Annotated in this window: 26 protein-coding genes and 1 tRNA gene; 10 read left to right on the top strand and 17 right to left on the bottom strand. The window is 61.9% G+C overall.

Annotated features, from left to right (window positions below; translation table 11 throughout):
- Positions 1–7 precede the first annotated feature (7 nt).
- Positions 8–220 (top strand): type II toxin-antitoxin system antitoxin, encoded by a 213-nt coding sequence (locus tag AC2ETI_RS04105; RefSeq protein WP_003944723.1) that lies wholly within the window; start codon positions 8–10, stop codon positions 218–220.
- A gap of 60 nt (positions 221–280) precedes the next feature.
- Here the strand turns inward: AC2ETI_RS04105 and nrdE are convergent, their stop codons facing one another.
- From nrdE to nrdH, 3 genes are all read right to left on the bottom strand, one after another.
- Positions 281–2,464 carry a class 1b ribonucleoside-diphosphate reductase subunit alpha gene (gene nrdE / locus AC2ETI_RS04110; protein WP_029255087.1) on the bottom strand — a complete coding sequence of 728 codons (2,184 nt, stop codon included), beginning with the start codon at positions 2,462–2,464 and terminating at the stop codon, positions 281–283.
- The gene (nrdI, locus tag AC2ETI_RS04115) at positions 2,422–2,901 is read right to left on the bottom strand and encodes a class Ib ribonucleoside-diphosphate reductase assembly flavoprotein NrdI (protein WP_019747887.1); all 480 of its coding nucleotides are present in this window, start codon (positions 2,899–2,901) and stop codon (positions 2,422–2,424) included. Before nrdI ends, nrdE begins: the two co-directional genes overlap by 43 nt.
- Positions 2,902–2,983: 82 nt before the next feature.
- Positions 2,984–3,214: a glutaredoxin-like protein NrdH gene (gene nrdH, locus AC2ETI_RS04120; RefSeq protein ID WP_019747886.1), complete on the bottom strand. Its 231-nt coding sequence runs from the start codon at positions 3,212–3,214 to the stop codon at positions 2,984–2,986.
- Between the two features lie 375 nt (positions 3,215–3,589).
- Between nrdH and AC2ETI_RS04125 the strand changes: the two genes are divergently transcribed.
- On the top strand, positions 3,590–4,333 hold the full coding sequence (locus AC2ETI_RS04125; protein ID WP_483633590.1) for a siderophore-interacting protein: 744 nt from the start codon (positions 3,590–3,592) through the stop codon (positions 4,331–4,333).
- Between the two features lie 72 nt (positions 4,334–4,405).
- On the opposite strand, the gene AC2ETI_RS04130 is transcribed toward AC2ETI_RS04125, so the two are convergent.
- Positions 4,406–4,972 (bottom strand): NAD(P)H-dependent oxidoreductase, encoded by a 567-nt coding sequence (locus AC2ETI_RS04130; protein WP_483633591.1) that lies wholly within the window; start codon positions 4,970–4,972, stop codon positions 4,406–4,408.
- A gap of 106 nt (positions 4,973–5,078) precedes the next feature.
- Here AC2ETI_RS04130 and AC2ETI_RS04135 point away from each other — a divergent pair, with 106 nt between their 5' ends.
- Both AC2ETI_RS04135 and AC2ETI_RS04140 read left to right on the top strand, forming a co-directional pair.
- Complete coding sequence (locus tag AC2ETI_RS04135) at positions 5,079–5,678, top strand: TetR/AcrR family transcriptional regulator (protein ID WP_019747883.1); 600 nt, start codon at positions 5,079–5,081, stop codon at positions 5,676–5,678.
- Positions 5,679–5,713: 35 nt separating this feature from the next.
- On the top strand, positions 5,714–6,493 hold the full coding sequence (locus AC2ETI_RS04140; RefSeq protein WP_279163832.1) for an META domain-containing protein: 780 nt from the start codon (positions 5,714–5,716) through the stop codon (positions 6,491–6,493).
- A gap of 19 nt (positions 6,494–6,512) precedes the next feature.
- On the opposite strand, the gene AC2ETI_RS04145 is transcribed toward AC2ETI_RS04140, so the two are convergent.
- The gene (locus tag AC2ETI_RS04145) at positions 6,513–7,067 is read right to left on the bottom strand and encodes a nucleosidase (RefSeq protein WP_019747881.1); all 555 of its coding nucleotides are present in this window, start codon (positions 7,065–7,067) and stop codon (positions 6,513–6,515) included.
- A gap of 68 nt (positions 7,068–7,135) precedes the next feature.
- Here AC2ETI_RS04145 and nadE point away from each other — a divergent pair, with 68 nt between their 5' ends.
- Positions 7,136–7,960: an ammonia-dependent NAD(+) synthetase gene (gene nadE / locus AC2ETI_RS04150; protein WP_019747880.1), complete on the top strand. Its 825-nt coding sequence runs from the start codon at positions 7,136–7,138 to the stop codon at positions 7,958–7,960.
- 13 nt (positions 7,961–7,973) lie between these two features.
- On the opposite strand, the gene AC2ETI_RS04155 is transcribed toward nadE, so the two are convergent.
- From AC2ETI_RS04155 to moaA, 3 genes are all read right to left on the bottom strand, one after another.
- Positions 7,974–8,729 (bottom strand): hypothetical protein, encoded by a 756-nt coding sequence (locus AC2ETI_RS04155; protein ID WP_020969281.1) that lies wholly within the window; start codon positions 8,727–8,729, stop codon positions 7,974–7,976.
- Positions 8,730–9,043: 314 nt separating this feature from the next.
- Complete coding sequence (locus tag AC2ETI_RS04160) at positions 9,044–9,301, bottom strand: MoaD/ThiS family protein (protein ID WP_003944706.1); 258 nt, start codon at positions 9,299–9,301, stop codon at positions 9,044–9,046.
- Entirely contained in the window at positions 9,294–10,352 is a 1,059-nt protein-coding gene (moaA, locus tag AC2ETI_RS04165) for a GTP 3',8-cyclase MoaA (RefSeq protein ID WP_019747878.1), read from the bottom strand. Before moaA ends, AC2ETI_RS04160 begins: the two co-directional genes overlap by 8 nt.
- A gap of 111 nt (positions 10,353–10,463) precedes the next feature.
- Between moaA and AC2ETI_RS04170 the strand changes: the two genes are divergently transcribed.
- From AC2ETI_RS04170 to AC2ETI_RS04185, 4 genes are all read left to right on the top strand, one after another.
- Entirely contained in the window at positions 10,464–11,666 is a 1,203-nt protein-coding gene (locus AC2ETI_RS04170; RefSeq protein ID WP_483633592.1) for a molybdopterin molybdotransferase MoeA, read from the top strand.
- Between the two features lie 28 nt (positions 11,667–11,694).
- Positions 11,695–12,681, top strand: coding sequence for a bifunctional molybdenum cofactor biosynthesis protein MoaC/MoaB (moaCB, locus tag AC2ETI_RS04175; protein ID WP_019747876.1), 987 nt, complete (start codon positions 11,695–11,697; stop codon positions 12,679–12,681).
- Entirely contained in the window at positions 12,674–13,087 is a 414-nt protein-coding gene (locus tag AC2ETI_RS04180; protein WP_003944730.1) for a molybdenum cofactor biosynthesis protein MoaE, read from the top strand. The genes moaCB and AC2ETI_RS04180 overlap by 8 nt, the downstream gene beginning before the upstream one ends.
- A 228-nt stretch (positions 13,088–13,315) precedes the next feature.
- A complete protein-coding gene (locus AC2ETI_RS04185) occupies positions 13,316–14,755 on the top strand; it encodes a DEAD/DEAH box helicase (RefSeq protein WP_019747875.1) in 1,440 nt (479 codons plus the stop codon).
- Positions 14,756–14,770: 15 nt separating this feature from the next.
- Here AC2ETI_RS04185 and bluB read toward each other — a convergent pair whose 3' ends face one another.
- The 3 genes from bluB to AC2ETI_RS04200 form a co-directional block, all read right to left on the bottom strand.
- Positions 14,771–15,400, bottom strand: a complete 630-nt coding sequence (gene bluB / locus AC2ETI_RS04190) for a 5,6-dimethylbenzimidazole synthase (protein ID WP_080909772.1) — start codon at positions 15,398–15,400, stop codon at positions 14,771–14,773.
- Positions 15,397–16,449, bottom strand: coding sequence for a CobW family GTP-binding protein (locus AC2ETI_RS04195; protein ID WP_483633593.1), 1,053 nt, complete (start codon positions 16,447–16,449; stop codon positions 15,397–15,399). The genes bluB and AC2ETI_RS04195 overlap by 4 nt, the downstream gene beginning before the upstream one ends.
- 81 nt (positions 16,450–16,530) lie before the next feature.
- On the bottom strand, positions 16,531–17,133 hold the full coding sequence (locus tag AC2ETI_RS04200) for a lipocalin family protein (RefSeq protein WP_021334361.1): 603 nt from the start codon (positions 17,131–17,133) through the stop codon (positions 16,531–16,533).
- 178 nt (positions 17,134–17,311) lie between these two features.
- On the opposite strand from AC2ETI_RS04200, the gene AC2ETI_RS04205 reads away from it, so the two are divergent.
- Positions 17,312–19,843 (top strand): alpha/beta fold hydrolase, encoded by a 2,532-nt coding sequence (locus AC2ETI_RS04205; RefSeq protein ID WP_483633594.1) that lies wholly within the window; start codon positions 17,312–17,314, stop codon positions 19,841–19,843.
- A gap of 10 nt (positions 19,844–19,853) precedes the next feature.
- Here AC2ETI_RS04205 and AC2ETI_RS04210 read toward each other — a convergent pair whose 3' ends face one another.
- The 6 genes from AC2ETI_RS04210 to pgm all read right to left on the bottom strand — a co-directional run bounded on the left by AC2ETI_RS04210 (position 19,854) and on the right by pgm (position 25,646).
- Entirely contained in the window at positions 19,854–20,969 is a 1,116-nt protein-coding gene (locus AC2ETI_RS04210; protein ID WP_483633595.1) for an NAD(P)/FAD-dependent oxidoreductase, read from the bottom strand.
- A 225-nt stretch (positions 20,970–21,194) separates the two neighbouring features.
- Positions 21,195–21,267: transfer RNA gene (locus AC2ETI_RS04215), tRNA-Ala, on the bottom strand.
- Between the two features lie 145 nt (positions 21,268–21,412).
- A complete protein-coding gene (locus AC2ETI_RS04220; RefSeq protein ID WP_007731305.1) occupies positions 21,413–22,156 on the bottom strand; it encodes a DsbA family protein in 744 nt (247 codons plus the stop codon).
- Positions 22,157–22,198: 42 nt separating this feature from the next.
- Positions 22,199–22,687: a MauE/DoxX family redox-associated membrane protein gene (locus AC2ETI_RS04225; protein ID WP_019747868.1), complete on the bottom strand. Its 489-nt coding sequence runs from the start codon at positions 22,685–22,687 to the stop codon at positions 22,199–22,201.
- A 25-nt stretch (positions 22,688–22,712) separates the two neighbouring features.
- A complete protein-coding gene (locus AC2ETI_RS04230) occupies positions 22,713–23,966 on the bottom strand; it encodes an MFS transporter (RefSeq protein WP_084326404.1) in 1,254 nt (417 codons plus the stop codon).
- Between the two features lie 42 nt (positions 23,967–24,008).
- Positions 24,009–25,646 carry a phosphoglucomutase (alpha-D-glucose-1,6-bisphosphate-dependent) gene (gene pgm, locus AC2ETI_RS04235; protein ID WP_021334357.1) on the bottom strand — a complete coding sequence of 546 codons (1,638 nt, stop codon included), beginning with the start codon at positions 25,644–25,646 and terminating at the stop codon, positions 24,009–24,011.
- Between the last annotated feature and the right edge of the window lie 40 nt (positions 25,647–25,686).

A 25,686-nucleotide genomic window follows, 5' to 3' on the forward strand; every position in this document is an offset into this window, starting at 1 on the left:
AGGCCACATGGCCACGGATCCAGCTCCGAGATCGGAGCGTAAGAAGATCCTGCTTCGGTTGGACCCAGCGGTGCACGACGCGCTTGCCCGCTGGGCCGCCGACGATCTCCGAAGTACCAACGCCCAGATCGAGTTTCTTCTTCGGCGCGCACTCACCGAGCACGGTCGAATGCCGAAGAATGCCGGCAAGATGCACGGTCCAGGCCGTCCGCCGGCCTGATACCCCTGTGCGCCTTTTCGGTAGTAACCACTACCGAAAAGGCGCACGGGGCGGAGCCCTTTACAGCATGCAGGAAACGCAGCCCTCGACCTCGGTGCCTTCGAGTGCCATCTGACGCAGACGGATGTAGTACAGCGTCTTGATGCCCTTACGCCACGCGTAGATCTGCGCCTTGTTGATGTCGCGGGTGGTGGCGGTGTCCTTGAAGAACAGCGTCAGCGACAGGCCCTGGTCGACGTGTTGCGTTGCGGCAGCATAGGTGTCGACGATCTTCTCGTACCCGATTTCGTAGGCATCCTGGTAGTACTCCAGGTTGTCGTTGGTCAGGTAGGGCGCCGGGTAGTAGACGCGACCGATCTTGCCTTCCTTGCGGATCTCGATCTTCGACGCCACCGGGTGGATGGAGCTGGTGGAGTAGTTGATGTACGAGATCGAGCCGGTCGGCGGGACGGCCTGAAGGTTCTGGTTGTAGATACCGTGCTTCTGAACCGAAGCCTTCAGCTCACGCCAGTCGTCCTGGGTGGGGATGTGCAGCTTCGCATCGGCGAAGAGTCCGCGAACCTTGTCGGTTGCAGGCTCCCAGACCTGGTCGGTGTACTTGTCGAAGAATTCACCCGAGGCGTACTTCGACTCCGGGAAACCCTTGAAGTACGAGCCGCGCTCGATGGCGATCTTGTTCGACGCACGCAGTGCGTGGAACAGCACGGTGTAGAAGTAGATGTTCGTGAAGTCGATGCCTTCTTCGCTGCCGTAGAAGATCCGCTCACGAGCGAGGTATCCGTGCAGGTTCATCTGACCGAGGCCGATGGCGTGAGAGTCGTTGTTGCCCTGCTCGATCGACGGCACCGAGTAGATGTGCGTCTGGTCGGACACGGCCGTCAATCCGCGGATCGACACTTCGATGGTCTTGGCGAAGTCGGGCGAGTCCATGGTCTTCGCGATGTTCAGCGAACCCAGGTTGCAGGAGATGTCCTTGCCGACCTTCGAGTAGGACAGGTCGTCGTTGAACAGTGAAGGCGTCGAAACCTGCAGGATCTCCGAGCACAGGTTCGAGTGAGTGATCTTGCCTTCGATCGGGTTTGCCCGGTTCACCGTGTCCTCGAACATGATGTAGGGGTAGCCCGATTCGAACTGCAATTCGGCGACGGTCTGGAAGAACTCGCGAGCCTTGATCTTGGACTTGCGAATTCGCTTGTCGTCGACCATCTCGTAGTACTTCTCGGAGACGTTGATGTCGGAGAACGGAACTCCGTAGATGCGCTCGACGTCGTACGGCGAGAACAGGTACATGTCCTCGTTCTTCTTCGCCAGTTCGAAAGTGATGTCCGGGATCACGACGCCGAGAGAGAGCGTCTTGATGCGGATCTTCTCGTCGGCGTTCTCACGCTTGGTGTCGAGGAAGCGGTAGATGTCGGGGTGGTGCGCATGCAGGTACACGGCGCCGGCGCCCTGACGCGCACCCAACTGGTTGGCGTAGGAGAACGAGTCCTCGAGAAGCTTCATGATCGGGATGACACCCGAACTCTGGTTCTCGATCTTCTTGATCGGTGCGCCGTGCTCACGAACGTTGGTGAGCAGCAAGGCAACTCCGCCACCACGCTTGGACAGCTGCAGTGCCGAGTTGATGGAGCGGCCGATGGACTCCATGTTGTCTTCGATACGAAGCAGGAAGCAGGACACGGGCTCACCGCGCTGCTTCTTGCCCGAGTTCAGGAACGTCGGGGTGGCGGGCTGGAAGCGTCCGGCGATGATCTCGTCGACGAGTTCGACGGCCAGGTCTTCGTTGCCTGCGGCCAGGGTGAGCGCAACCATGCAGACACGATCTTCGAAACGCTCGAGGTAGCGCTTACCGTCGAAGGTCTTGAGCGTGTAGGAGGTGTAGTACTTGAATGCACCCAGGAACGTCGGGAAGCGGAACTTCTTGGCGTACGCGTGATCGATCAGGAACTTCACGAAAGTACGTGAGTACTGATCGAGAACCTCGGGCTCGTAATAGTTTTCCTCGACGAGGTAGTCCAGCTTCTCGTCGAGGTTGTGGAAGAACACGGTGTTCTGGTTGACGTGCTGCAAGAAGTACTGACGGGCTGCAGCGACATCCATCTCGAACTGGATCTCACCGTTGGCGCCGTACAGGTTGAGCATGGCATTGAGTGCGTGGTAGTCGAGACCGTTGGTGGAATCGCCGCCGCGTGCATCACGCTCTACGCTTCCTGCCGCGATCGTGTCAGTGATGGTTGGCGCCACTGCCCGTGCTCCTTCTCTGTTTCGAGATGATTCCAGAACTCCCCCAAGCCTTCTCGTACTCGGTCGACATCCTCGGCAGTGCCCATGAGTTCGAACCGGTACAGAAAAGGAACGTGGCATTTCTGGGAAATGATGTTTCCTGCATAGCAAAAGGACTCACCGAAATTGGTGTTTCCCGCCGCGATCACTGCTCTGATCAACGACCTGTTGTGTGGATTGTTCAAAAAACGAATGACCGGCTTCGGCACATAACTGGTGTCGCGCCCTGTCACGGTGACCCCGCCACCATAGGTGGGCAGAATCAGCACATAGGGCTCGTTTACACGAAATGAGCCGTCACGGTCATGGATAGGTATACGTGTCGCAGGCAGGCCGAGACGTTGAACGAATCGGTGGGTGTTCTCCGACACGCTGGAAAAATAGACCAGCGAAGTCATCGGTTGTCACCATTTTCTTGTACGGTGCCCGGAACTACTCAGATGTGTCGGCGGAGGTGTCCACCGCCGACACTGCGGCGCTTCAAGCAGCGACGGTCAGGGTCTTGATGCGATCGGGACGGAAACCCGACCAGTGATCTTCACCGGCAACCACGATGGGCGCCTGGAGGTACCCGAGAGCCATGACGTAGTCGCGGGCTTCGGCATCCTCGGTGATGTCGATGATGTTGTATTCGAGACCGGCCTTGTCGAGGGCGCGGTAGGTGGCATTGCACTGAACGCAAGCGGGCTTGGTGTAGACGGTGATGCTCATGAGAGTCCCTCTTTCGCTTAGCCAACAAAGGCCGATGTAGTGATGTTCAGCACCGATTCGACCGATTGCCGGAGTCTCGCTCGAGGCGTTCCGCGTTGTGGTCTCTCAGTGCTCAAGACACTACACCTAGTGGCCGACAGAAACACATAACGCGAGATGTTGTGAGTCACATCGTTGAAATTCCCAGGTAGCCCCAGTTCAGCGCATACATCTTCCGGCGCGTCGGCGTGTCGCCCGTCACATTTCGGTCGCAGGCCCGACAGCATCTGAAAACCACTACTCGGACCTACCATGAGCGTCGTGGAAACACCCCCGAAGGACGAAGCTCCGCGCCACCAGGCAACCGTGACGAGAACGCAGCAGGTGACATCTAAGATGCGCAGAATCACCTTCGGCGGTGCGGGCCTGAGCGACTTCGAGACGAGCGGGAGCCCCGACGAACGGGTGCTCGTCGGATTCCCCCTCGACCCCCCTCACGCCCGTAGTTACACGGTCCGGCGCTGGCAACCCTCGAAGAACGAACTGGAGATCGACTTCGTTCTCCACGGCCACGGCGGAGCTGCACTCTGGGCCGAGAATGCGCAACCGGGCGAGACCGTCCATCTCTCGACTGCGAGCGGGTGGTTCAAGCCGCCGGCAGAGTGCGACTGGCTGCTACTCGTCGCCGATCACGCCGCACTGCCAGCGATCGGGCGGATCTTGGAAGAAGCACCCGACGGTCTACCGATCCACGTCATTGCACAGGTGCCCGCGCCGAGCGAACAGCAGACGTTCACGACTCGCGCCGACGCTCATTACCGATGGATCGACGAAGCAGACTCACTGCTCGCCGAATTGGCTGCCATACCCCTGCCTCGCGGCGACGGCTACATCTGGTGCGCAGTCGAGGCAGCGACCGCCAGACGCATCCGCGCCCATCTGCGTCGAACATCGGAAATCCCGGCACCCCGCATGCACGTGATGGGTTACTGGCGGGAGGACAAGGAGAACTGGGAGCGTCGGTACGCCGTCGTCGCCGACCGTATCGACGCCGCAATGGGCGAAGCGATGATGGCCGGCAAGGATTTCGAAGCGGTTCGCGACGCCGTCGACGATGCGATGGAACGCGAAGGGCTCTAGGGCACATATGGGCGCGACTCGCATACGAGTGAGGGCCATACCTTCCGGCATGGCCCTCGCTCGTGAAACGGATTACGCGTTGACGAGCTGCTTGCTGGCGTCGACGAGGTCGGAGACGACCTTGGAGACCTGCGCGAGCACCTCTGCGTTCTCACGCGGGTGCAGCTCACCGAACAGTGCGCCGGTTCCACCGATGCTCAGTGCGGTGTCCTCGACGACCTTGCCGCCGGCGATGCGGACTGCCTTGGTGGTGTCTTCGTGTGCCCACTTGGCGCCGTTGCCACTGGGCGACGCGCTGATGACTGCGACAGCCTTGTCCTTGACGGCACCGACACCGTACGGACGCGAGATCCAGTCGATGGCGTTCTTCAGAACTGCGGGGATGGTGCCGTTGTATTCGGGGGTGACGAGCAGGAACGCGTCAGCGTCGCTCGCAGCGGCGCGCAGTGCGTCGACAGCGGGAATGGAAGCACCCTCGACGTCGATGTCTTCGTTGTAGAAGGGGACGTCGGCGAGGCCTTCGAAGACCGTCAGCGTTGCACCCTGGGGTGCGGCGGACACAGCCGTCTCGGCAAGCTGGCGATTGACGGATCCGGCGCGCAGGCTGCCGACGAGAACGAGAACATTGGTCTGTGACATAACGAGATTCCTTCGAGAGTGGTGCGGTTGGTGGCTCCGGTTGAAAGTTATATCAACTAAACGGACCGCGGTCCACTTACATTCCCCGGCCCTGTAACCTGATCCCGTGAGCGCAATCCCCCTCCCCCAGATCGGCGCCGTACCCGTCGAGCGCGGTGACGCAGCACGTAACCGCGTACTTCTGCTCGACGCCGCAGCCCTCCTCGTCGCCGAGCGAGGTGTCGACGCGGTCACGATGGATGCCGTCGCGTGCCGAGCCGGTGTGGGCAAGGGCACAGTTTTTCGGCGCTTCGGCAATCGATCGGGACTGATGCAGGCACTGCTCGATCACACCGAGCGAGAACTGCAGCAGGCATTCATGTTCGGCCCCCCACCGTTGGGTCCTGGCGCGCCGCCGATCGAGCGCCTCATCGCGTTCGGACGAGCCCGGATCGCCATGGTGGAAGTACAGGGCGAAGTCCTCCGAGCGGCGGAAAACGCTCCTGAATACCGCTTCGGCGGTCCGGCACGAGCACTCGGCATCGCTCACGTCATCGGACTTCTTCGAGGAGCCGGCGTCGAGGGCGACCTCGATCTGCTCGCTTCGGCACTGTTGGCACCGCTCGAAGCGTCGCTTGTCCTTCATCAGGTGCGCGATCTCGGGATGACCACCGAGCGCCTGGCCGCCGGCTGGGAAGACCTTGCCCGGCGCGTTACTCGATGTTGACTCCCCAGATCCGTCCCACCACTTAATGTGAGCCCATGCGCATCGCAGCTGCCGTCATCGGCCTCCTGACCATCGCCGCGGTAAGCGGTTGCTCCGCTTCGTCCGACTCCCCCGAGGACAAGACGGACCCCTCCGGCCGCGTCTTCATCTCGACCTCCGTCGACGGAACACAAATTCCCGGCGGCGGCCCGCTGACTCTCGATTTCAGCCAAGCGGGTCGAGTGTCCGCGAGCGCCGGATGCAACACGGCAAACGGCTCGATCGAGTTCACCGACGGCAAGCTGACCACCGGCACCATGGCATCGACCATGATGGGCTGCCCTCCCGGCATCGCCGAATCCGACACCTGGACAACAACATTGCTGACCTCCGCGCCGACGTGGAGCCTCGACGGCGACACCCTCACCCTGACATCGGACGACGCCACAGTGACTCTGCAGGACAAGAAGATCGTCACGCCGGATCGAGCGCTCCAGGGCACGACGTGGACCGTCACGTCGCTCATCAGTCCCGATGCGATCAGTACGAGCCTGGCTCTGGAGACGTCAGCTCCCGAACTCACGATTGCCGCAGACGGTTCGGTCAGCGGAACCACCGGATGCAATCGCATGACCGGAAGCGCCCAGGTATCCGACACCACAGTCACGTTCACGCCGATGGCAACCACGCGAATGGCCTGCCCCGAGGAGAACATGGACATCGAGCGTCAGATCCTGGCGGTACTCGACGGTGAAGTGAGCTACACCGTCGACGCCGACACGCTGACCCTGCGCAAGCCCGACAACACCGGATTGATACTGACTGCGCAGGCTTGACCAGACGCTGCAGGCTCGATCAGACGTTGTCGAGCAGCCAGCGCCCCAATTCGCGGGCGCTGGCATCGATCATCGCGGGCCAGTCCAAGGCCGAGTCGTCCGCGTGATCGCTGACATGTTTGACGAGGCGACAGGTAGCACCCGCAGCCTGCGCGGCGAATGCGATGGCAAACCCCTCCATGTCGACCAGATCGGCTCGCTGAGCGAGAGCGTCCCGGGTCGCAGTGTCGGCGATAAATGCGTCGCCGGTCGCCAACACCGAGTCGTCACCGCCGGCGAGTACCAAACGGTCCGCGACGTCGTGCCCCAGCGCTCGGATCGCGGTGCTGCTGATGTCGTGATTGATGACGACCCCGGGAACATAGAGGCCACCGTGGTGCGCGTGCAGCGCACCGGCGGTCCCGATGTTGACGACCAGCGGCAGATTCTCCCGCTCGTACCGCGCGAGAGCAGAGGCGACTGCTGTTGCAGCACTGACCTTTCCAATCCCCGTGATCAGCAGTTCGTATCCTTGCGGCACGTATGCCGCTTCCGACTTCGTCGCACTGACCACCAGAACGTTGTTCGCACTCATGTGCGCGACCGTACCGCCCCGGATACGGTGGCACTGCACGCGCCTGCTCACATCGCTAGAGTCCATTCATGGCCACACTGCGTGAAAGCATCATCGAAGAACTCGGCACAAAGCCGACAATCGACGCCGCAGCGGAGGTTCGCGCGCGAGTCCAGTTCCTGAAGGACTACGTGCGCTCGACCCCCGCCAAAGGGTTCGTTCTGGGAATCAGCGGCGGTCAGGACAGCACGCTCGCCGGAGCCCTCGCCCAACGCGCGGTCGCTGAACTTCGTGAAGAAGGCCACGAGGCCGAGTTCGTCGCCGTTCGACTCCCCTATGGCGCGCAGGCCGACGAATCCGATGCTCAGATCGCACTCGGCTTCATCAAGCCGGACCGCTCTCTCACGGTCAACGTCAAGCCTGGCGCCGACGCCACAGCCCGTGAGGCCTCCGAGGCGTTGGGGAACGGCGAATTACGCGACTTCGTCCGTGGCAACATCAAGGCGCGCGAACGAATGGTCATTCAGTATGCGATTGCCGGTCAGCTCGGCTACTTGGTAATCGGTACCGACCACGCCGCAGAAGCGATTACCGGCTTCTTCACGAAATTCGGTGACGGTGGCGTCGACATCACGCCGCTCACCGGCCTGAGCAAACGTCAGGGCGCTGCGCTACTGCAGGAATTGGGCGCACCCGAGAGCACGTGGCGCAAGGTGCCGACCGCCGACCTCGAGGACGACCGACCCGCGCTGCCCGACGAAGTTGCCCTCGGCGTCACGTACTCACAGATAGACGACTACCTCGAAGGAAAGGACGTTTCCTCCGAGGTAGCCGAAAAGCTCGAGAAGATGTTCGCCAACACTCGTCACAAGCGCACGGTGCCGGTCACACCCCTGGATGACTGGTGGAAGTAACTCTTACCAGCGACTAGCTACCGAACAGGCTGCCGAAGACGTCGCCCAGCGAACCCGTTCCCGAAGCCGGATCCTTCTTCGCGAAGTTGGTGGTGCATCCGTTGAACTGCACCGCATCGACCAGCGTCGAGGTGGCAGCGGAGCCGGTCCCGACACTGACGCCGTAGTGGTCGACTACCGCTTTCGGGTTCGCGGCGACGATGTCAGCCAAAGGCACTGACACGCGGTCCTTGGCGCCGTCGATGTTCTGAGTGCTCCACCACACGCCCTTCTGGAGATCCGCGTGAACGCCGCCGTCAGCCGTCGGCGTCGCGTCCGGTCCCGGGACCCACACCAGGGTGGTGAATCCGTTCTCGAACTTTCCGCCGGTGGTTCCGGTGAGGCGGAGCTGGAACGCCGCAGTCGGCGTGGCGGCGCGCTCGGCGAAACCGATCGCCTTGCTGACTGCGTCGGACAGCTTGATACCGCCGGCCGAATGGTAGGAAACCGAACGATCGCCGGTACCGTCGACGGCCAGCTTCAGTGAACCGTCCTTGTCGAGAACGTTGTCGGCCGAGTACGACGCGGTCTGATCCTTCTCGTCGGTGAACGGGATGCCCCACCCGTTCGGCGTCGCTTCGGTGGACAGGGTCGAGCACGAGGCTTCCGGCGCAGAAGAGCCGAGAGAACCGGTGGACGGAAGCGCAGTAGCAATTGCCGGAGCGGTGAGTGCAGCTGCCCCGAGGAGCGCTACGACGACTCCGACACGGCGCGTGGAATTAATCGACATTGAAATACCTTTCACATATCCCGAGTGGAATTGCGCCAAAATTAACACATGTCGACAATTGCCAACAGCGAAGGTATTTCTTTTGTCATCCAAACAGATGACAATTCAACTGGGCAATTAAAAGTGCATTTACTCCCCCAAAAGTAGGAGAAACTAAACAAAACGACCAATGCTGGACAATTGACCAACAATGGAGAAAACGGAGATAGATGCCACTTGAGCTGGAGTGATCAGGATATAAATATTTGGACCGGAAAACCGAAAAAGGACAATACGTCGGCAGCCCACAAATAGCTACGCCGGCAATTCTCGGACTAGCCTCCAGCGAAAGGCGGAAGAATATCGACAGCGCTACCGGAGGCTCGAGAGACGTCGCGGGTCAACTCGTCACCGACGAGGAAAGCCGAGACCGACAGCACTCGCTCCATCTCCGGTCCGTATCGCCCGACCAAGACCGCCACCAACTCGGCAAGTGTGTTGTCGGGCGAAATGGCGACTACCTCGCTACGGCAACCGGATACATCCGCTGCAGCAGCAAAGTAACGAACCGAGATCGAATGCGGATCAGCCACCGATCGCTCCCATACTTCTTTCCGGCGGAACGAAGTCCGCGGCGTCGATGCCGTGCCCTGCCCACTTGTTCCACATCGCACCGCGCCACAAATCCGCAAGTTCGTCGTCACTTGCTCCGGCCCTGAGCGCGGCACGCAGATCAACTTCACGGTCACTGAACAAACATGACCGAATTGTCCCCTCTGCAGTCATTCGCGTCCGATCGCAATCACTGCAGAACGAGCGCGTCACCGAAGCGATGATCCCCACCGTCATTTCAGTCCCGTTGACACGCCATTCTTCAGCAGGAGCCGACGGGTCTTCGCGACCGATTGCGGCCAATTCGAAACGCTCACTCAATACCGACAGCAATTCAGCCGCAGTCACCATGTTCTCGCGCGCCCAAGCATGGTCTGCATCGAGAGGCATTTGTTCGATGAACCGCAATTCGACTCCGGCGTCGAGGCACCACTGTAAAAGGTCCGCCGCGCCGTGGAGCGTTTCGCGCATGAGAACGGCATTTACCTTGAGCGGCGCAAGGCCAGCCACCGCGGCCGCTCGGATTCCCGCGAGAACCGAAGGCAACCTGTCTCGACGCGTCAATTCCGCGAAGTGCGCGCGATCAACCGAATCCAGGGAAACATTCACGCGGGTCAAACCAGCTGCAGCCAGCTTTGCGGCACGATGTTCGAGCCCAACGGCGTTGGTGGTCATGGCAAGTGGAATTCCTGGCACACGCGCGGCGCATCCCGCGATGATCTTTTCGAGGTCACTACGCATCAGCGGCTCGCCGCCGGTGAATCTCACCTCGCGAATACCGACTCGTTCGACACCGATTCCGACTACTCGAACGATCTCGTCGGCACTCAGAAGGTCTTCCGCAGCGATGGCCGGCAAGCCTTCCTCCGGCATGCAATACGTGCAACGAAGTGAACACTTCTCGGTGATCGAGACTCGCAGATCTCTGGCAACACGCCCGAACCTGTCGACCAGGAGATCCGTCTCGGGACGACCGGCGAGGGAGGCAGCGTCAAACCGCACGGTGGGAATTCCCATCGAGACCACTGTCATCACTTCACCAACTTCCGTATTGCTCCAGTATGACCGAAAGCCGTACTCCGTGTGTCGGACGGACCACACCGCCTAGGATCAAAACATGTCGAGGTTGTCGAGGTTACTGTCATGAGCGCGCGTTCGGTCGAGGAACACGCTGCGCACATCTCCGGATTGCTCACCGGCCTGCACACCCTCTCTCCGTCGGCGGTTCCGACGGCAGAAGCGTTGGGGCGCATAACTTGCTCGGATATCGCATCGCCGGTGGACCTGCCCCTCTTCCGCAACTCACAGATGGACGGATATGCGGTCGACGCCGCATCCGTTGCCTCGGTTCCCACGACACTGACGGTTCGAGGCGTGATCGCCGCCGGAAGCGGAAAACCACCGAAACACCTTCCAGGATCGGCATTTCGCATCATGACCGGTGCGCCGCTCCCCGAGGGTGCCGACGCCGTCGTTCCCGTCGAGGACACCACGGGCGTCACCGAACACGTGGTCACCATCGAACGGGGCAGGTCTGTAGGCGAATTCGTTCGCGAACGTGGCAGCGACATCACTGCCGGAATGCTACTGGTCACGGCCGGAACACACTTGGAACCTCGCCATATCGCCGCGCTGAGTGCTGTGGGCCTGGCCTCGCTCGACACGTACACGAAGCCACGGGTCGCGATAATTACGACGGGCGCCGAACTGAAAAGTGCCGGAACAACTCTCGAACCCGGCGAGATCTACGATTCCAACGGCCCAGCTTTGGCAACATTGGCCGAAGCCAACGGCGCCGATGTCGTCTCCGTCGCCCGAAGCAGCGACGACCCTGCCAAGTTCCGCGAATTACTCTCGTACGCAACCTCGGTCGCCGATCTGGTTTTCACCTCCGGTGGGGTGTCCATGGGCGACTTCGAGGTGGTGAAGGAAACTCTCACCCCTCTGGGTGCACACTTCGGCCACGTCGCAATGCAACCTGGTGGCCCGCAAGGCACTGCAGTCGTGAACGAAGTGCCGGTCCTGAGTTTCCCGGGCAACCCGGTCAGCACGATGGTCTCGTTCGAGGTCTTCGCCCGCGGCGAACTGCGCCGGGCCGCGGGTCTGCCCGAGATCCCGCGCGAACGGCTGCCACTTACTGCACCGCTGCGTTCGGTGGATGGCAAGCGCCAGTTCCTGCGCGCGCGTAGAACTGCGGACGGTATCGAACTCGTGGCCGGACCCGGCTCGCACCTCGTTGCAGCAATGGCGTGGGCCGACGTCCTGATCGACGTCCCCGCTGCCGTGACCGAACTCGGAGCGGGCGATCTCGTCGATGTCCTCCCGCTCTCGACTTCCTCGATTTGATTCACTCGATCTGATTCAAAGGACACTCATGACCGAATTGACACACGTCGACAGCGAAGGCCGAGCGCGCATGGTCGACGTCAGCGCCAAGGCCGAGACGACGCGCATCGCCGTCGCTGCCGGTGAACTCGTCACGACCGCCGAGGTAGTTCGCCTCGTCCGCGCCGACGGCATGCCCAAGGCCGATGTCCTCACCACCGCGCGCATTGCCGGAATCGCCGGTGCAAAAAAGACGTCAGAGCTGATCCCGTTGTGTCATCAGCTCGCGCTTTCGTCGGTCAAGGTGGAATTCGGGTTCACCGAAACCTCGATCACCGTCGAAGCGACGGCAAAGACTCGCGGACAGACCGGCGTCGAGATGGAAGCACTCACCGCCGTCGCGGTAGCCGGCCTGACCTTGCACGACATGGTCAAAGCGGTCGATCCCGGAGCCACCATGAACGGTGTTCGCCTGCTCACCAAAGACGGTGGTAAACACGGACATTGGACCCGCGACACTCAGAACGCACAGACATCTCCAGCGCACGCCTTCACCTCGCCACGGTCCGCAACCGTCCTCGTCGCTTCCACCGGCGGTGCCAACGGAACCAGACCCGACACCACCGGACCGACGATCGCAGCCTGGCTACGCGAGCGGGACTTCGAGGTGCGTGGACCGCTTGTGTACGCCGACGCAGACATCGCGGCAGGCATCGCTGACGCCAAGGAGGGCTCCCCGTCGCTTGTCATCAGCACCGGCGGCACCGGTGCTTCCCCCACGGATGCAACCCCGGAAGCTACCCGGGCAGTCTTGACCCGTGAGTTGCCCGGGGTCGCAGAAGCGATCCGAACCAAGGGCCTCGAGAAGACCCCACACGCGTCACTGAGCCGTGGTGTGGCAGGTCTCACAGGTACGACGGTCATCGTCAATCTTCCGGGTTCTCCCGGTGGAGTGAAGGACGGTCTCGCCGTCCTCGAACCCATCATCGATCACCTGCTCGCGCAGGTCGCAGGCGGAGGAGCACACGATGAGTGAGCTACTGGCTCGGATCTCCGAGCAACCGATTCACGCAGACACCGTCGACGCCGCCGTTGCCGGTCCGAAGAACGGCGCTGTTGTGGTGTTCACGGGAACGGTGCGCAATCACGATGGAGGTCAAGCAGTTTCAGCGTTGGAGTACCAGGCACACCCGGACGCGGAACGCTTTCTCGAGACGTGCTGCCAAGAGGTTGCAGCCTCGACCGGCCTGCCGGTTGCCGCGATCCATCGCGTCGGCCACCTCGAGATCGGTGACCTCGCACTGGTCGCCGCCGTCGCCGCCCCGCATCGAGCGGAGGCGTTCGCCGCGTGCGCCGAACTGGTGGAGCGCATCAAGCACGAGGTACCGATCTGGAAGCGGCAACACTTCGCAAACGGCGTCTCCGAATGGGTCGGGTTGTAGGTCGAACGCTCCGAGAAGGTAGAGTTGCGATCACTAGGTGCCTGAAATCGGGCATCCAGCGTCGTAGAACGCAAATTTTCTTGCTGAGTGCTCAATGCACCCGCTCTTCTTACGGCGAAGAAGCCTGCCGACCGGCAGCGCCGCCACCACTGTGCTTGATTGTTCGACCGGTTAATTCCCGTGTCGGCATCCGGGCACGAACACGTGCCCGAAAGGCTCTGAACACACTTGTCTGACATCTCTACGCCCGCTACCACCTTCGCAGCCCTCGGTGTGCGCGCACCGCTGGTGAAAGCTCTCGAAGACGGCGGAATCACTTCTCCGTTCCCGATCCAGATCGACACCCTCCCCGACACTCTTTCGGGGCGCGACGTACTGGGCCGCGGAAAGACCGGAAGCGGCAAGACCCTCGCGTTCTCCATCCCCATGGTCTCCCGCCTCGCCGGCGAACTGTCCGGAGGAAAGCGTCGTCCGGGTCGACCGCTCGGCCTGGTGCTCGCACCGACGCGTGAGCTCGCCACCCAGATCACCGCAACCCTCGAACCATTGGCCGCCGCATACGACTTGCGCGTGACCACCATCTTCGGTGGCGTCTCGCAGCACCGCCAGGTTCAGGCTCTCAAGGCCGGAGTCGACATCGTCGTCGCCTGCCCCGGTCGCCTCGAAGACCTCATGAAGCAGAAATTCGTCAGCCTCGACGCCGTCGAGATCACCGTGCTCGACGAGGCCGACCACATGGCCGACCTCGGCTTCCTGCCCGTCGTCACCCGCATCCTCTCGTCCACCCCGCAGGACGGGCAGCGCCTTCTGTTCTCGGCAACGCTGGACAACGGCGTCGACAAGCTCGTCAAGCGTTTCCTCAAGAACGAGGTCATGCATTCGGTCGACGAGGCCAACTCCCCCGTCGCCGCAATGACGCACCACGTGTTCGACGTCGACGGCGTCGAAGCCAAGAAGGCTCTGGTCGAGAAGCTCGCTTCCGGTACCGGTCGTCGCATCCTGTTCATGCGCACCAAGCACCAGGCACGCAAGTTGGCTCGCCAGCTCACCGAGTCGGGCATCCCGTCAGTCGACCTGCACGGCAACCTCTCTCAGGCTGCGCGCGACCGTAACCTGGCGGCATTCTCCGCCGGTGAAGCGCGCGTCCTCGTCGCCACCGACGTCGCAGCGCGCGGCGTCCACGTCGACGACGTCGAGTTGGTCGTCCATGTCGATCCGCCGGCCGAGCACAAGGCGTACCTGCACCGCAGTGGTCGCACCGCTCGAGCAGGCAGCGCCGGCGACGTGGTCACCGTGGTTCTGCCCGAGCAGCGTAAGGATCTCGCGATCCTCATGCGTAAGGCAGCCATCAAGGTGACCCCGGTTCGTTCGACTGCCAACTCCGAGCACGTCGTCAAGTTGGTCGGCGACATCGCACCGCACGTCACGCCGGCTCCGAAGGCTCCGGCCCAGCCGAACGGTGGACGCGGACAGCGTCCCGCCGGCCAGGGTGGACGCGGCGGCGCAGCACGTTCGGGTCAGGCACGCTCCGGACAAGGCGGTCAGTCACGCGGTGCTCGCACCGGCGGAGTTGCCCGTCAGGAACATGCAGGCGGCGGCGCTCGCCGTCCCCGCACCGGCGGCGGCGCTCGCACCGCAGGCTCCACCGGGGGCCGTCCCGCGCGCTAGGCCACCCGGTACAACTCAATAAGATTCGTAGTGGACAGCGTCGGCCAATGGCCGGCGCTGTCGCCATCCGAAGCGCTCGAGATCCGGAACCTGTTGAAACTCAGTCACCTTCCCGACGCACAGCCACGCAATGGGGCGTACGGGTGACGGAATGCCCATGAGTTCGGTGAGGTACTTCTCGTCGTAGAACGAAACCCAGCCGATGCCGATCTCCTCGGCTACCGCGGCGAGCCACAAATTCTGAATTGCGAGTACCGCCGAGAACAGTCCGGTGTCGTCGACGGTATGACGGCCGAGGATGTTCGGGCCACCGCGTGACGGGTCGTAAGTGACGACGATGCCGGTACCGCTCTCGGCGATTCCCTCGATCTTGATAGGGTCGAACGTCGATCGGCGATCCTCGGGCAAAGACTGCGCGAACTTCAGCCGGGCATCGGCGACATGTGCCGCGAAGGTATTGAGCGTCTCCGGATTACGAACGACGACAAAATCCCACGGTTGCGTGTTTCCCACGCTCGGCGCGCGATGGGCGGCGTCGAGAATGCGCATCAGAGTTTCGTCGGGGATGACCTCTCCCGAGAACTCGGCGCGAACGTCTCGCCGTCGCCGAATCGCTTCGTACACGGATACATCTGATTCACTCACGCCCCGACGGTATAGCGGTGCAATCCCAGCATGGCGTCGGGGTGCGGTTCGACCGTTTCCTCGCGCACGCAGGCGCGGAGTGCGCTGCCGACCACTCCCGAATCCATCCCGGTACCGATCACAACCAGTTGCGTGGTTCGAGGTTCGCCCGACTTCCACCGCAGCGGCGTGATCCGAACATGATCACCCACCGATTGGATCTCGAATTTTCCTGTGTAACCCGGAATCTCGAAGTTCACGAATCCTTTGATGCGGTACACCCCCGGCGGTTGATTCTCGAGGAAATGCGTCAGAGCCCTGGCATCGAGTGGCATCTCCGACGTGAAATCAACCGATTCGTAGCGGTGGTGCAGGTGATCGTGGTGACACGAGCCGTCCTCGTGATCGTCGTCGTGCCCCTCGCGCAAGAGCTCGTCGAGGCTCAGTTGATCGCCCGGAGCGGGAGGGGTCACCTCACCGGAATCGAACAGCAGAGCAGGGTCTATCCGTGAATGCGCCGTCTCCACTATCGGCGCTCGCGGATTCAACTCGCGAATTCCGGCCGTGAATCTCTCGCGCTCGGAGACCGGAACGCTGTCGATCTTGTTGACTACCACCAGGTCTGCCAGGCGGACATGTTGATCGAGCTCGGGATGTTCGCGGCGAACGGTGGAGAAATTGGCTCCGTCGACCAGGACCACCAGGCCGCCGTAGACGACAGACGGGTTCTCACTTCCGAGGACGAGTCGAATCATGTTCCGCGGCTCAGCAAGCCCGCTCGCCTCGATGACGATGACGTCGATCCCGGATTGCCGTTGCGCCAACTTGTTCAGCATCTCGTCCATGTCCGAGACGTCGACAGCGCAGCACAAACAGCCGTTACTGAGAGACACCATCGAATCGACCTGACCGGCGACCATCATCGAGTCGATGTTGACGGAGCCGAAGTCGTTGACGATCACGCCGATGCGTACACCGTCGTTGTTGCGCAGAAGATGGTTGAGCAGCGTCGTCTTTCCCGAGCCGAGAAAGCCTGCGACGACTATTACGGGAATCTGCTTCTTCGCCACCACGCAACCTTCCGAAACCACACGTACCGATCAGTGATCGTAGTGGAGTGTGGCTCCGGAAGGTTCACGCTGACAGCAGACTCACACCGTGCAGAGCGGACGGATGTCCGACGTGCCCTCGGTGGTCGGTGACGTCAAGATCGTGCACGCGTTGTATCCACGGGATTCGGCGACCCGGCGGATCTCACTCCAGCCGGCCGCGTCGACAATCGGGGACCGTGAGAGCACGAACCCGGAAAGCCTGAGTGGATCGCCCACCAGTGCCCACGAATAATCGTCGGCGATATACGTGACGATGTAGTTGGGCGGACCGTCCAAACTCTCCTGCGAGGGCACCCCGGGGAAGCTCACATGCAACTGGGCACCCGTTGCTGGATCGGTAACTCGGGCATTCCCGACGATCTCGTTGGCTTGGCCGGTCCACGTCGTACACGTGTTCTTCACGCTCACGTTCGACGAATCGACGATCCCGTAACTCGCCCGGGTGTCCTTCGCGCACGCGAGGTTGAAGGGCTGAGGAATCGCCGCCACCTGGTTCCATTCCCCTACGTAGCGCGCGGCGTCCAGGTTCGCCACCGGCTGCAGAGGTTCCCAGAGTGGGCTCGCCTGCGCGGTTCCCGAAAACAGCGTCGCTGCGGCGCACACTCCCGCAATCGCAATCGCACTTCGCCCCGACCACTTCATGTCATTGCTCCTCGTCTGTACAACGCTCGATCGGCATTGGTTCCTCAAGGTATTCGGAGCTGACGGACTGGAGGATGGGGACGTATGTAAAACTACTTTCGGTTTGTTATGAACCTACTTCACAAACCTTATGTAATCTTTGCTCAAAGATAGCTGAAAGTCGGACGGAGCTACTGTGATGAAGGTTGTCGACTTAGGTCTCGAGCGCACTCGCTATGCAGTCATCGACGAGACGATCGAGTCGAGGTGGCGCCGAGTCACCTCGATGCAGCACGACACCGTTGCCGTCGTGACTCCGCGCGACCGGATCACTTTCGCCGAACTCGAACTCCGGACCGATGCATTGGTCCGCGAACTTCGCCTACGTGGGTCACACGGGGCTCGCCCGGTTGCGGTCGATCTCGAACCAACCGCCGAGTCGGTGCCCGCCATCCTCGCTACTCTGATTTCCGGTCGGCCCTTGGTCATGATCGACCCACAACTCCCCGAGGCCCGGCGAGCGCACATCATGAGCGCCTCGGGCGCCGTCGCGCTGCAGTCGATCCTCGACGAATCGGCCGCAACCGGCTTCCGTTTCGACAACGCGCTGGAACCATCGAGTTCCGACCCTGCCATGATCGCGTTCACATCAGGGACCAGTGGAGCGCCCAAGGGAGTCGTGTTGAGCCACTCCATGTGCCTGAACAAAGCCGACGAACTTGCCGCAGCAATCGACCTGCGCCCCGACGATCACATCGGAAACCTGTTGCCCGTCAGTTTCGGAGCCGGAATCACGGCCCTGATCATGGGACTGATGAACGGCGTCACGGTCTTCTGCTGGGATCCACGCGTAGACGGAGTTTCGGGAATCGACGACTGGCTGATCGAGAATTCGATCACGACCGCGCACTGCGCGCCGTCATTCCTGCGCGCGTGGTCAAGCCTCGAATCCGATGAAGCACCGGACAATTCGCTCGGATCGCTGCGGGTCGTCGTGACGTACGGGGAAGCAGTGCACGGCGAGGATTACGCGCGCCATCGCAGTCACGGCTTCGCTCGCGTCACTTACGTCAACTGGCTGGCCACCACCGAGACCGGTGTCGTCGCGTACAACGCGTTCCCACCACATTCCGAACTACCCGTCGGAGTGGTTCCGGCCGGACGTGCTCGCGACGGCAAGGACGTACAGATCGTCGATGTGAACGGCGTGCCTCTCCCCGACGGAGAGATCGGCGAGATACAGGTTGTCTCGAGCGATCTTGCCGACGGATACCACGGTGACCCGGATCGCACTGCGGCACGATTCACGCGCCTCGGCGACGGAGTGAGCATCTACCGGACCGGTGACCGGGGCCGTATCGACGAACGCGGCGAACTACAACTGCGGGGACGCGTCGACGACGCCGTCAAGATTCGGGGCTATTTGGTAGAGCCGATGGAAGTCGAGGCGCATATTCGTCGAATTCCCGGCGTCTCCGATGTTTTCGTGGCTGTTGTCCTCGAGAACGATCGACCGGAGATTGTCGCCTACGTGGTCCTGACCAAAGCCGTGATGGCACGGTCGGGCGCCGAAATGCGCCGCGAATTGGCCAAATTTCTACCGACCTGGATGCTTCCCCGACATTTTGTCCTCCTGGCCGAGTTGCCCCGCAACGAACGCGGAAAGGTCGATCGCCCGAGGCTGCCGACTGTCGCGGTGAGGAGCGATCTGCCAACTCTTGCCGGCCCCACCGAGCTGATGTTGGCTGGTATCTGGAGGTCGATTCTCTGCACCGACTCCGTCGACCGCGAGGACGACTTCTTCGAACTCGGCGGCGACTCACTCGCTTCCATCGAAGTTCTCAGCAGAATTCAGGAGAAGTTCCGGGTTCGAATCTCCAGCGCACAATTCGTCTCCGCCAGCACAATCAAAGACCTTGCAGGAGTTATCGATCGAAGTGCGGTCGTCAAGCAAAGCGCGCCGCAGCCGACGGTTGTGCCACTCAAATCCGACGGTAGTGGCACTCCCCTCTTCATCGTGAACGGTGCCGGAGCACCACCGACTGCATTGTCGAACTTGTCGAATTCTCTCACCACAGATCGCCCGGTTTTCGCGGCGCAGGCCCGCGGATTCGAATCTCGTGGCCTACCCGACCGCTCGGTGAAAGGTGCGGCACGGCGACTGATAGTCGAGATCAAGAAGATTCAGCCGACGGGCCCGTACCTGCTCGCCGGATACTCCTACGGTGGATACGTAGCTTTGGAGATAGCCGCTCAGCTCGAACAGGCCGGCGATGACATCCAGCGGGTCATCGTTCTCGACAGCAGGATTCCGAGTACTGTCGTCCAGCGGTTGGCGGCCCGCGCGGGCGTCCCTCTGGATGCGTCCGCCATCGAGTTGGCGCCTCAACCCCAGTCGAACGTCCGGTGGCAGCCGACCAAGCCCGCAGTCGCGGCACTGTGGGTGCGCTCGCTGTTCGCCGGGATCATGCAGTATCCACCTGCGATGCAGTGGATCATTTTCCTCTACATCGCAAACCAGGCGATAGCGAGACATCGCATTCGTCCCTGTGCTGCCCCAGTCACAGTAATCCGTGGCGCCTACAACAATCGGGGTTCCGAAGTTTGGTCGCTCATTGCCACGGGCTCACTCGAATTCGACGACATCGACGCCGGTCACGAAGACCTGATTCGTCCACCGTATGTTCGGCAAACTGCATCGGCCTTCGACCGAATCTGTGACCGAACATGACCAACGATGCTCACGTCCAGCTGTAGAAGAGGGAGCGGCGCGGAGTGACAGCCCATTCGGTCGTCGACGAACAGACCCTTTCCTTGACGAATGCACCCGCCCTGCCCGCAATGACCACTCCCGTTGACTCGTCGACACGAGTGGTCCGCTGGAACACACCTCGCCGCCTCCCGAGACTGATGCACCGGCCTGCGAACTTCGGAGTCACCGGGCGCGGCGCGGAACCTTCGAGTCGATGCAGGATCGTTTCGGCCGCATGGACTCCCAAGGGGATCGCGGCCTGACAACTCATCCTCAGTGAGAGATCACCGACTGCGACGCCATCGCCCGCACCAAAGATGTTGGGGTGGGACGAGCATTCCAGTCGATCGTCGACCTTCAGACGACCGAGATCGTCGACCGGGAGGCCACTTCGGCGCGCCAGCTCGGGGACCCCGAATTCGGTCGCGAGAATCGTGCAATCGGCCTCAACCCGTACACCTCCCGCTAGCTCGCAGGACGAACCGTCGATCCGAGTCACCCGGGATTCGGTGACAATATCAACCCCAAGGTCGGTCAATGTTCTGAGAATTGCCGATCGAGCACGATCTGACAGATCCGGGGCCAAGATTCCTCCGGTCACCAAAGTGATTCGGCTGCTTCGCTGCTCAGCCAATTCTGCGGCAGTCTCGATCCCGGTGAGACCGCCGCCGACAACGCAGACCGCAGCCTTCTCGTCGAGAGTCGCCAGCCTGGACGAGAGGCGGACCGCGTCCTCGAATTCGGCGACGCCGAACCCGTGCTCGTCCGCCCCGGCGATCCTGCTGGGCAACTGCCTACTTCCGACTGCGTAGACCAAGTAGTCGTAGTCGAGCACGCTGCCGTCGTCGAGGGTGAGCCTGCCGAGCGCCGCCTCGATCGTCGTCACCTCTCCGAAGACTCGGTGTGCCGCACGCGGTAGCGCCCTGTCGAACGAGACCGTCGCGTCGTAGCCAGCCGCGATCATCTGATGGAGCCTGATTCTTTGCACGAAGTGTGGGCGCGGATTCACGACGGTCACCGTGATGTCCGACCGAGTTCTCAGCAGTCGCTTCGCTGCCATGACGCCCGCATATCCTGCCCCGATTATCACCACGTGTGCACTCATGGTTCTCCGTTCCGCCAACGGTCCCCATGCTGAGAATGCACGGGATGATCAGGCCTCATCGCGGACGTTATTGAACATTGACGCCCTGGCGTTATGGCGGTCGACACATCTAGGCAGAACTGTGCTGCATGCAATAGAGACTCGAAAAACACAGGGTCGACAACACAACACTGGCTCGAAAACAACAAATGCTCTGCACCGGTTGGTGCAGAGCATTTGTTCGGGTGGAGCTAAGGGGACTCGAACCCCTGACCCCCACACTGCCAGTGTGGTGCGCTACCAGCTGCGCCATAGCCCCGTATTCAATTCACTCTAACAGTCGAACTCGCAGCGGCTTTTCTGCTTTCCGCTTGCTGGAAGAAAGTTACACCACTTGACTCCTGGGCAACAAATCGCCTGGTCAGAGCGAAGCGGCCGCTCCTCGTCCGAGCGGCCGCTTCAGCTCAGGAGGAGAGCTTGGAAACCCAGTCGCTGCTGCCCGTGTCAACGATCTTGCCGTTCGCCACTACCGTGGGCGTCCCGTTCGACCCGACATCCTTGAGCGCCTGGCTGGCGGCTGCGGCATTAGCCGCGGCGGCTTCGACGTTGGTGCCGGAAGAGATGCAGGTTGCCACGTCCTCGGATGCGCCCGCATCACGAGCGATCTGGGCGAGGTCGTCGTTGGTGTGATCGCTGCTGCCGCCCTCGGCAGGCTGCGTGTCGGTCGCGAAAAGCTTGTTGTGGAATGCGGAGTACGCGATCGCGTCACCACCCTGAGCGACGCAGAGCAGAGCGGCGCCGGCCCGTGTGGAGTAGTCACCGCTGCCCGACGCCCGGTTGAGGAAGTTCAGCATGTGGTACCGCACGGCGACGTCACCGTTGTCGACGGCGGCCGCGAGAGCCTGGCCACTGAGGTGCTCGAGAGCAGCGCAGGCCGGGCACAGCGGATCCTCGAAGAGATCAATGGTCGTCGCGGCGGAGGGCTTGCCGAGCAGCACCACTCCGTTGTCCTGCACCGTGACGGCAACTTCGGAACTCTGCACGGAGCCATAGCCGTCGTTCTGGGGCTTGTTCTTGCTGTTCGTCCACAAGACACCGCCGATGACGAGGGCCGCGATCACGAGCACCGCGAGGCCACCGATGATGTAGGTGGAGCGGCTCGAGACCGGTTCCGGCGAGTATTTGTTCTTGCTGCTCTTGGTGCTCACGCTGATGCAGTCCTTCGTGCGTCGAAACGATTTACCGATTGCTTACCTTGCCACTGAAGACTGAGTATCCACTGAGAACGCCGCGCGTGATCCGGGCCCCAATGCGAGCGGCGAACGCGGGAACACGAGCAGCCAGACGGCAAGTGCCAAGAAGCCGAGGTCCCGGAGAATCTCCTTCAAATAGTCCCAAGCGCCGACGTCGGCTGCACCTCCGCCGCCGAAACATCCGCAGTCGATGGACAATCCCCTGGCCCACACCGAAATGATCACCGCAATGAGAACCGTGAGGATGACCACCGAGACCGCAGCGGATACTCGCACCGCCAGCCCGACGAGGATCAGCAGGCCCAGCACTATTTCGACCAGGGGAAGAGCCGTCGCCACCGGACCTACCAGCGACTCGGGCAACAGTTGATAGGCGCGCACCGCGATCTTCGTCTGCACGGGATCAAAGAACTTGAGTCCCCCGGAAATCAGCCAAACGGCCGCCAAACCCAATCGGGCCACAAGACTCACGATGCGAATTGCCACCCGATCGAGAGTACAGAATGCCCGGTCAGTCCAGGTTTGTCCGCGCAGGAGTATCCGTTAGCACCGTCACATCAGTCAGATCTTCGACGACGGATTCGACGGGCTTCGTTCGCGACGGAACGAACAACCAACCCGTCGCCGACACGACTACTACGGCTCCCATCACCGCGAAGGCCGCCGAGTACGACACATGCTGGGCGATCAGCCCGGCACAAATCGGCGCCACTACCCCACCGATGTCGGACATCATCTGGAATACCGCCAGAACGGGTCCGCCTCGGGCCGTCGATCCGACAACATCGGCAACCGCGGCCTGCTGGGCCGGACTCATGAGCCCGGAGCCGACACCAGTCACTGCGGCGATGGCGAAGAACACCACAAGGTTGTCGGTGAATCCCATTGCGATGGTTCCCAGACCGCAGATGAGCAGACCGCTCACCACAAAGGGCTTGCGTCCGAAGCGGTCCGAGAGTCGTCCGGACACGATCAACACCAACGCGTTTCCGACGGCAAAGATCGTGAGAGCGTAGGCCGCTATCGACGGGTCTCGGTCGAGGAACTCCACGACGAACAGAGGGACCATGGCAACGCGAACTCCGAAGATCACCCCGCCGAAGGCGAGGTTCGATCCGAGCGCTGCCCGGTACACCGGCGACTGGAGCCCTTCGGTGAGAGTCATCGACTTCACATCGACAGCCTTGTCCGGTGACGCCAGGTGAGATCCACGCAGGCTCACGAAGACAACGAGCGCGGCGATCACCAGCGCAACTGCGTAGATGATGAACGGCATCCGCAGACCGAACTGCAACAGCGCACCGCCGACCAGCGGGCCGCCGATCGATCCCATGAGAAAGCTTGTCGCGTACAGCCCCGAGACGCGGCCGCGACTGTCCGGCGGTGACATGCGAATGATCAGCCCGAGAGCCGACACCGTGAACATCGTCGACCCGATACCGCCCAACGACCGGAACAGCAGAAGCTGCCAGTACTCCCCGGCGAAAGCGCACGCACCGGTCGAGACCGCGACGATCAAAAGGCCGACGATGTAGACCGGACGCTCACCGAGTTTCTGTACCAAAGTGCCGCTCATCGGCGCGAACACCAATCGCATGAATGCGAAAGACGAGATCACGATCGTGGCGGCGGTGACCGATACGTCGAAGCTGCGCGCGAACTGCGGTAGAGCCGGAGCGACCAACCCGAACCCGAGGGCGATGACGAAGCTGGCGGCGACCAGTACCCAAATTTCCTGTGGCAGCTTGGCTGCACGAGTTTTCATGTCGCCCGGAATTCTAGCCGGGCGACACGAGCGGTCCGCGAGCTAGTTCGCCTTCAAGACGCCGGACACCAAGTCCTTGGCCGCTGCCTGAACCTGAGCCAGATGATCGGCGCCCTTCATCGACTCGGCATAAATCTTGTACACGTCCTCCGTGCCGGACGGCCTCGCTGCAAACCACGCGTTCTCTGTCGTCACCTTGAGACCGCCGATCGCCGCGCCGTTTCCGGGCGCCGCGGTCAGTGTCGCCGTGATCGGTTCACCCGCCAGTTCGGTCGCACTCACCTGATCGGGAGACAGTTTCGCCAAGACTGCCTTCTGTGCGCGTGTCGCGGGCGCATCGATCCGCGCGTACGCTGGGCTCCCGAACTTCTCGGCCAACGCGTCGTAATGCGCTGACGGAGACTTTCCCGTCACCGCGGTGATTTCCGACGCGAGCAACGCAAGGATGATGCCGTCCTTGTCCGTCGTCCAGACCGAACCGTCGTGGCGGAGGAAGGACGCACCGGCGCTTTCCTCGCCGCCGAATCCCACCGACCCGTCGAGCAGACCGGGAACGAACCACTTGAAACCGACTGGAACCTCGAGCAATTCGCGGCCCACACTGCTGACCACGCGGTCGATCATCGAGGAACTCACGAGTGTCTTGCCCACCTTGGTGTCTGCGCGCCACCCTGGCCGGTTCGCGAACAGATACTCGATGGCAACGGCGAGATAGTGATTCGGGTTCATCAACCCGCCGTCGGGCGTGACGATGCCATGGCGGTCGGAGTCTGCATCGTTTCCGGTCGCGATGTCGTAGCGATCCCGAATTCCGATCAGCGACGCCATCGCGTCGGGCGACGAGCAGTCCATGCGGATCTTGCCGTCAGTGTCGAGCGTCATGAATCGCCAGGTCGGATCGACGAGCGGATTCACCACTTCGAGGTCGAGTCGATGAGTTTCGGCAATCGCGCCCCAGTAGTCAACGCTTGCCCCGCCGAGTGGATCTGCACCGATCCTGATTCCGGCATCGCGGATTGCATCGAGGTTGAGGACAGAGGGGAGGTCTTCGACGTAGTACCGGAGGAAGTCGTAGCGTTCGACGCGGTCCAGCGCCTGCGCCGCCGTGACACGCCGTACCCCGGAAAGCCCCTTGCGCAGTAGCTCGTTCGCTCGATCGGCGATAACCGACGTCGCATCCGTATCCGCGGGTCCGCCGTGTGGCGGGTTGTATTTGAAGCCGCCGTCACGCGGCGGATTGTGTGAAGGCGTCACGACGATGCCGTCGGCTTTTGCCTCGGGTCCGGTCGAGTTGTACCGCAAGATCGCGTGACTGACCGCCGGGGTGGGCGTGTAGGCATCGCGTGAATCGACGAGGACGACGACGTCGTTGGCGACCAGGACCTCCAAGGCCGACAGCCAGGCAGGCTCCGAGAGCGCATGTGTATCGCGGCCGATGAATAGTGGTCCGTCGATGCCCTGCGAAGCGCGGTACTCGACAATCGCCTGGGTTGTCGCCAGGATGTGAGCTTCGTTGAACGCCGCGTCGAGACTGGAACCGCGATGTCCTGAAGTGCCGAAAAGTACCTGCTGCATCGGGTTCTCGGGATCCGGGGTGCGCGTGTAATACGCGGTGACCAGATGAGGAACGTCGATCAGATCCTCTGGCAGAGCCACTTGTCCTGCTCGTTCGTGCGCCACGAATCCCCCTCGGCCCGGTGGTCGACCACTGTGTCGACGC

Source organism: Rhodococcus sp. MurmanLake-1, from assembly GCF_056945715.1.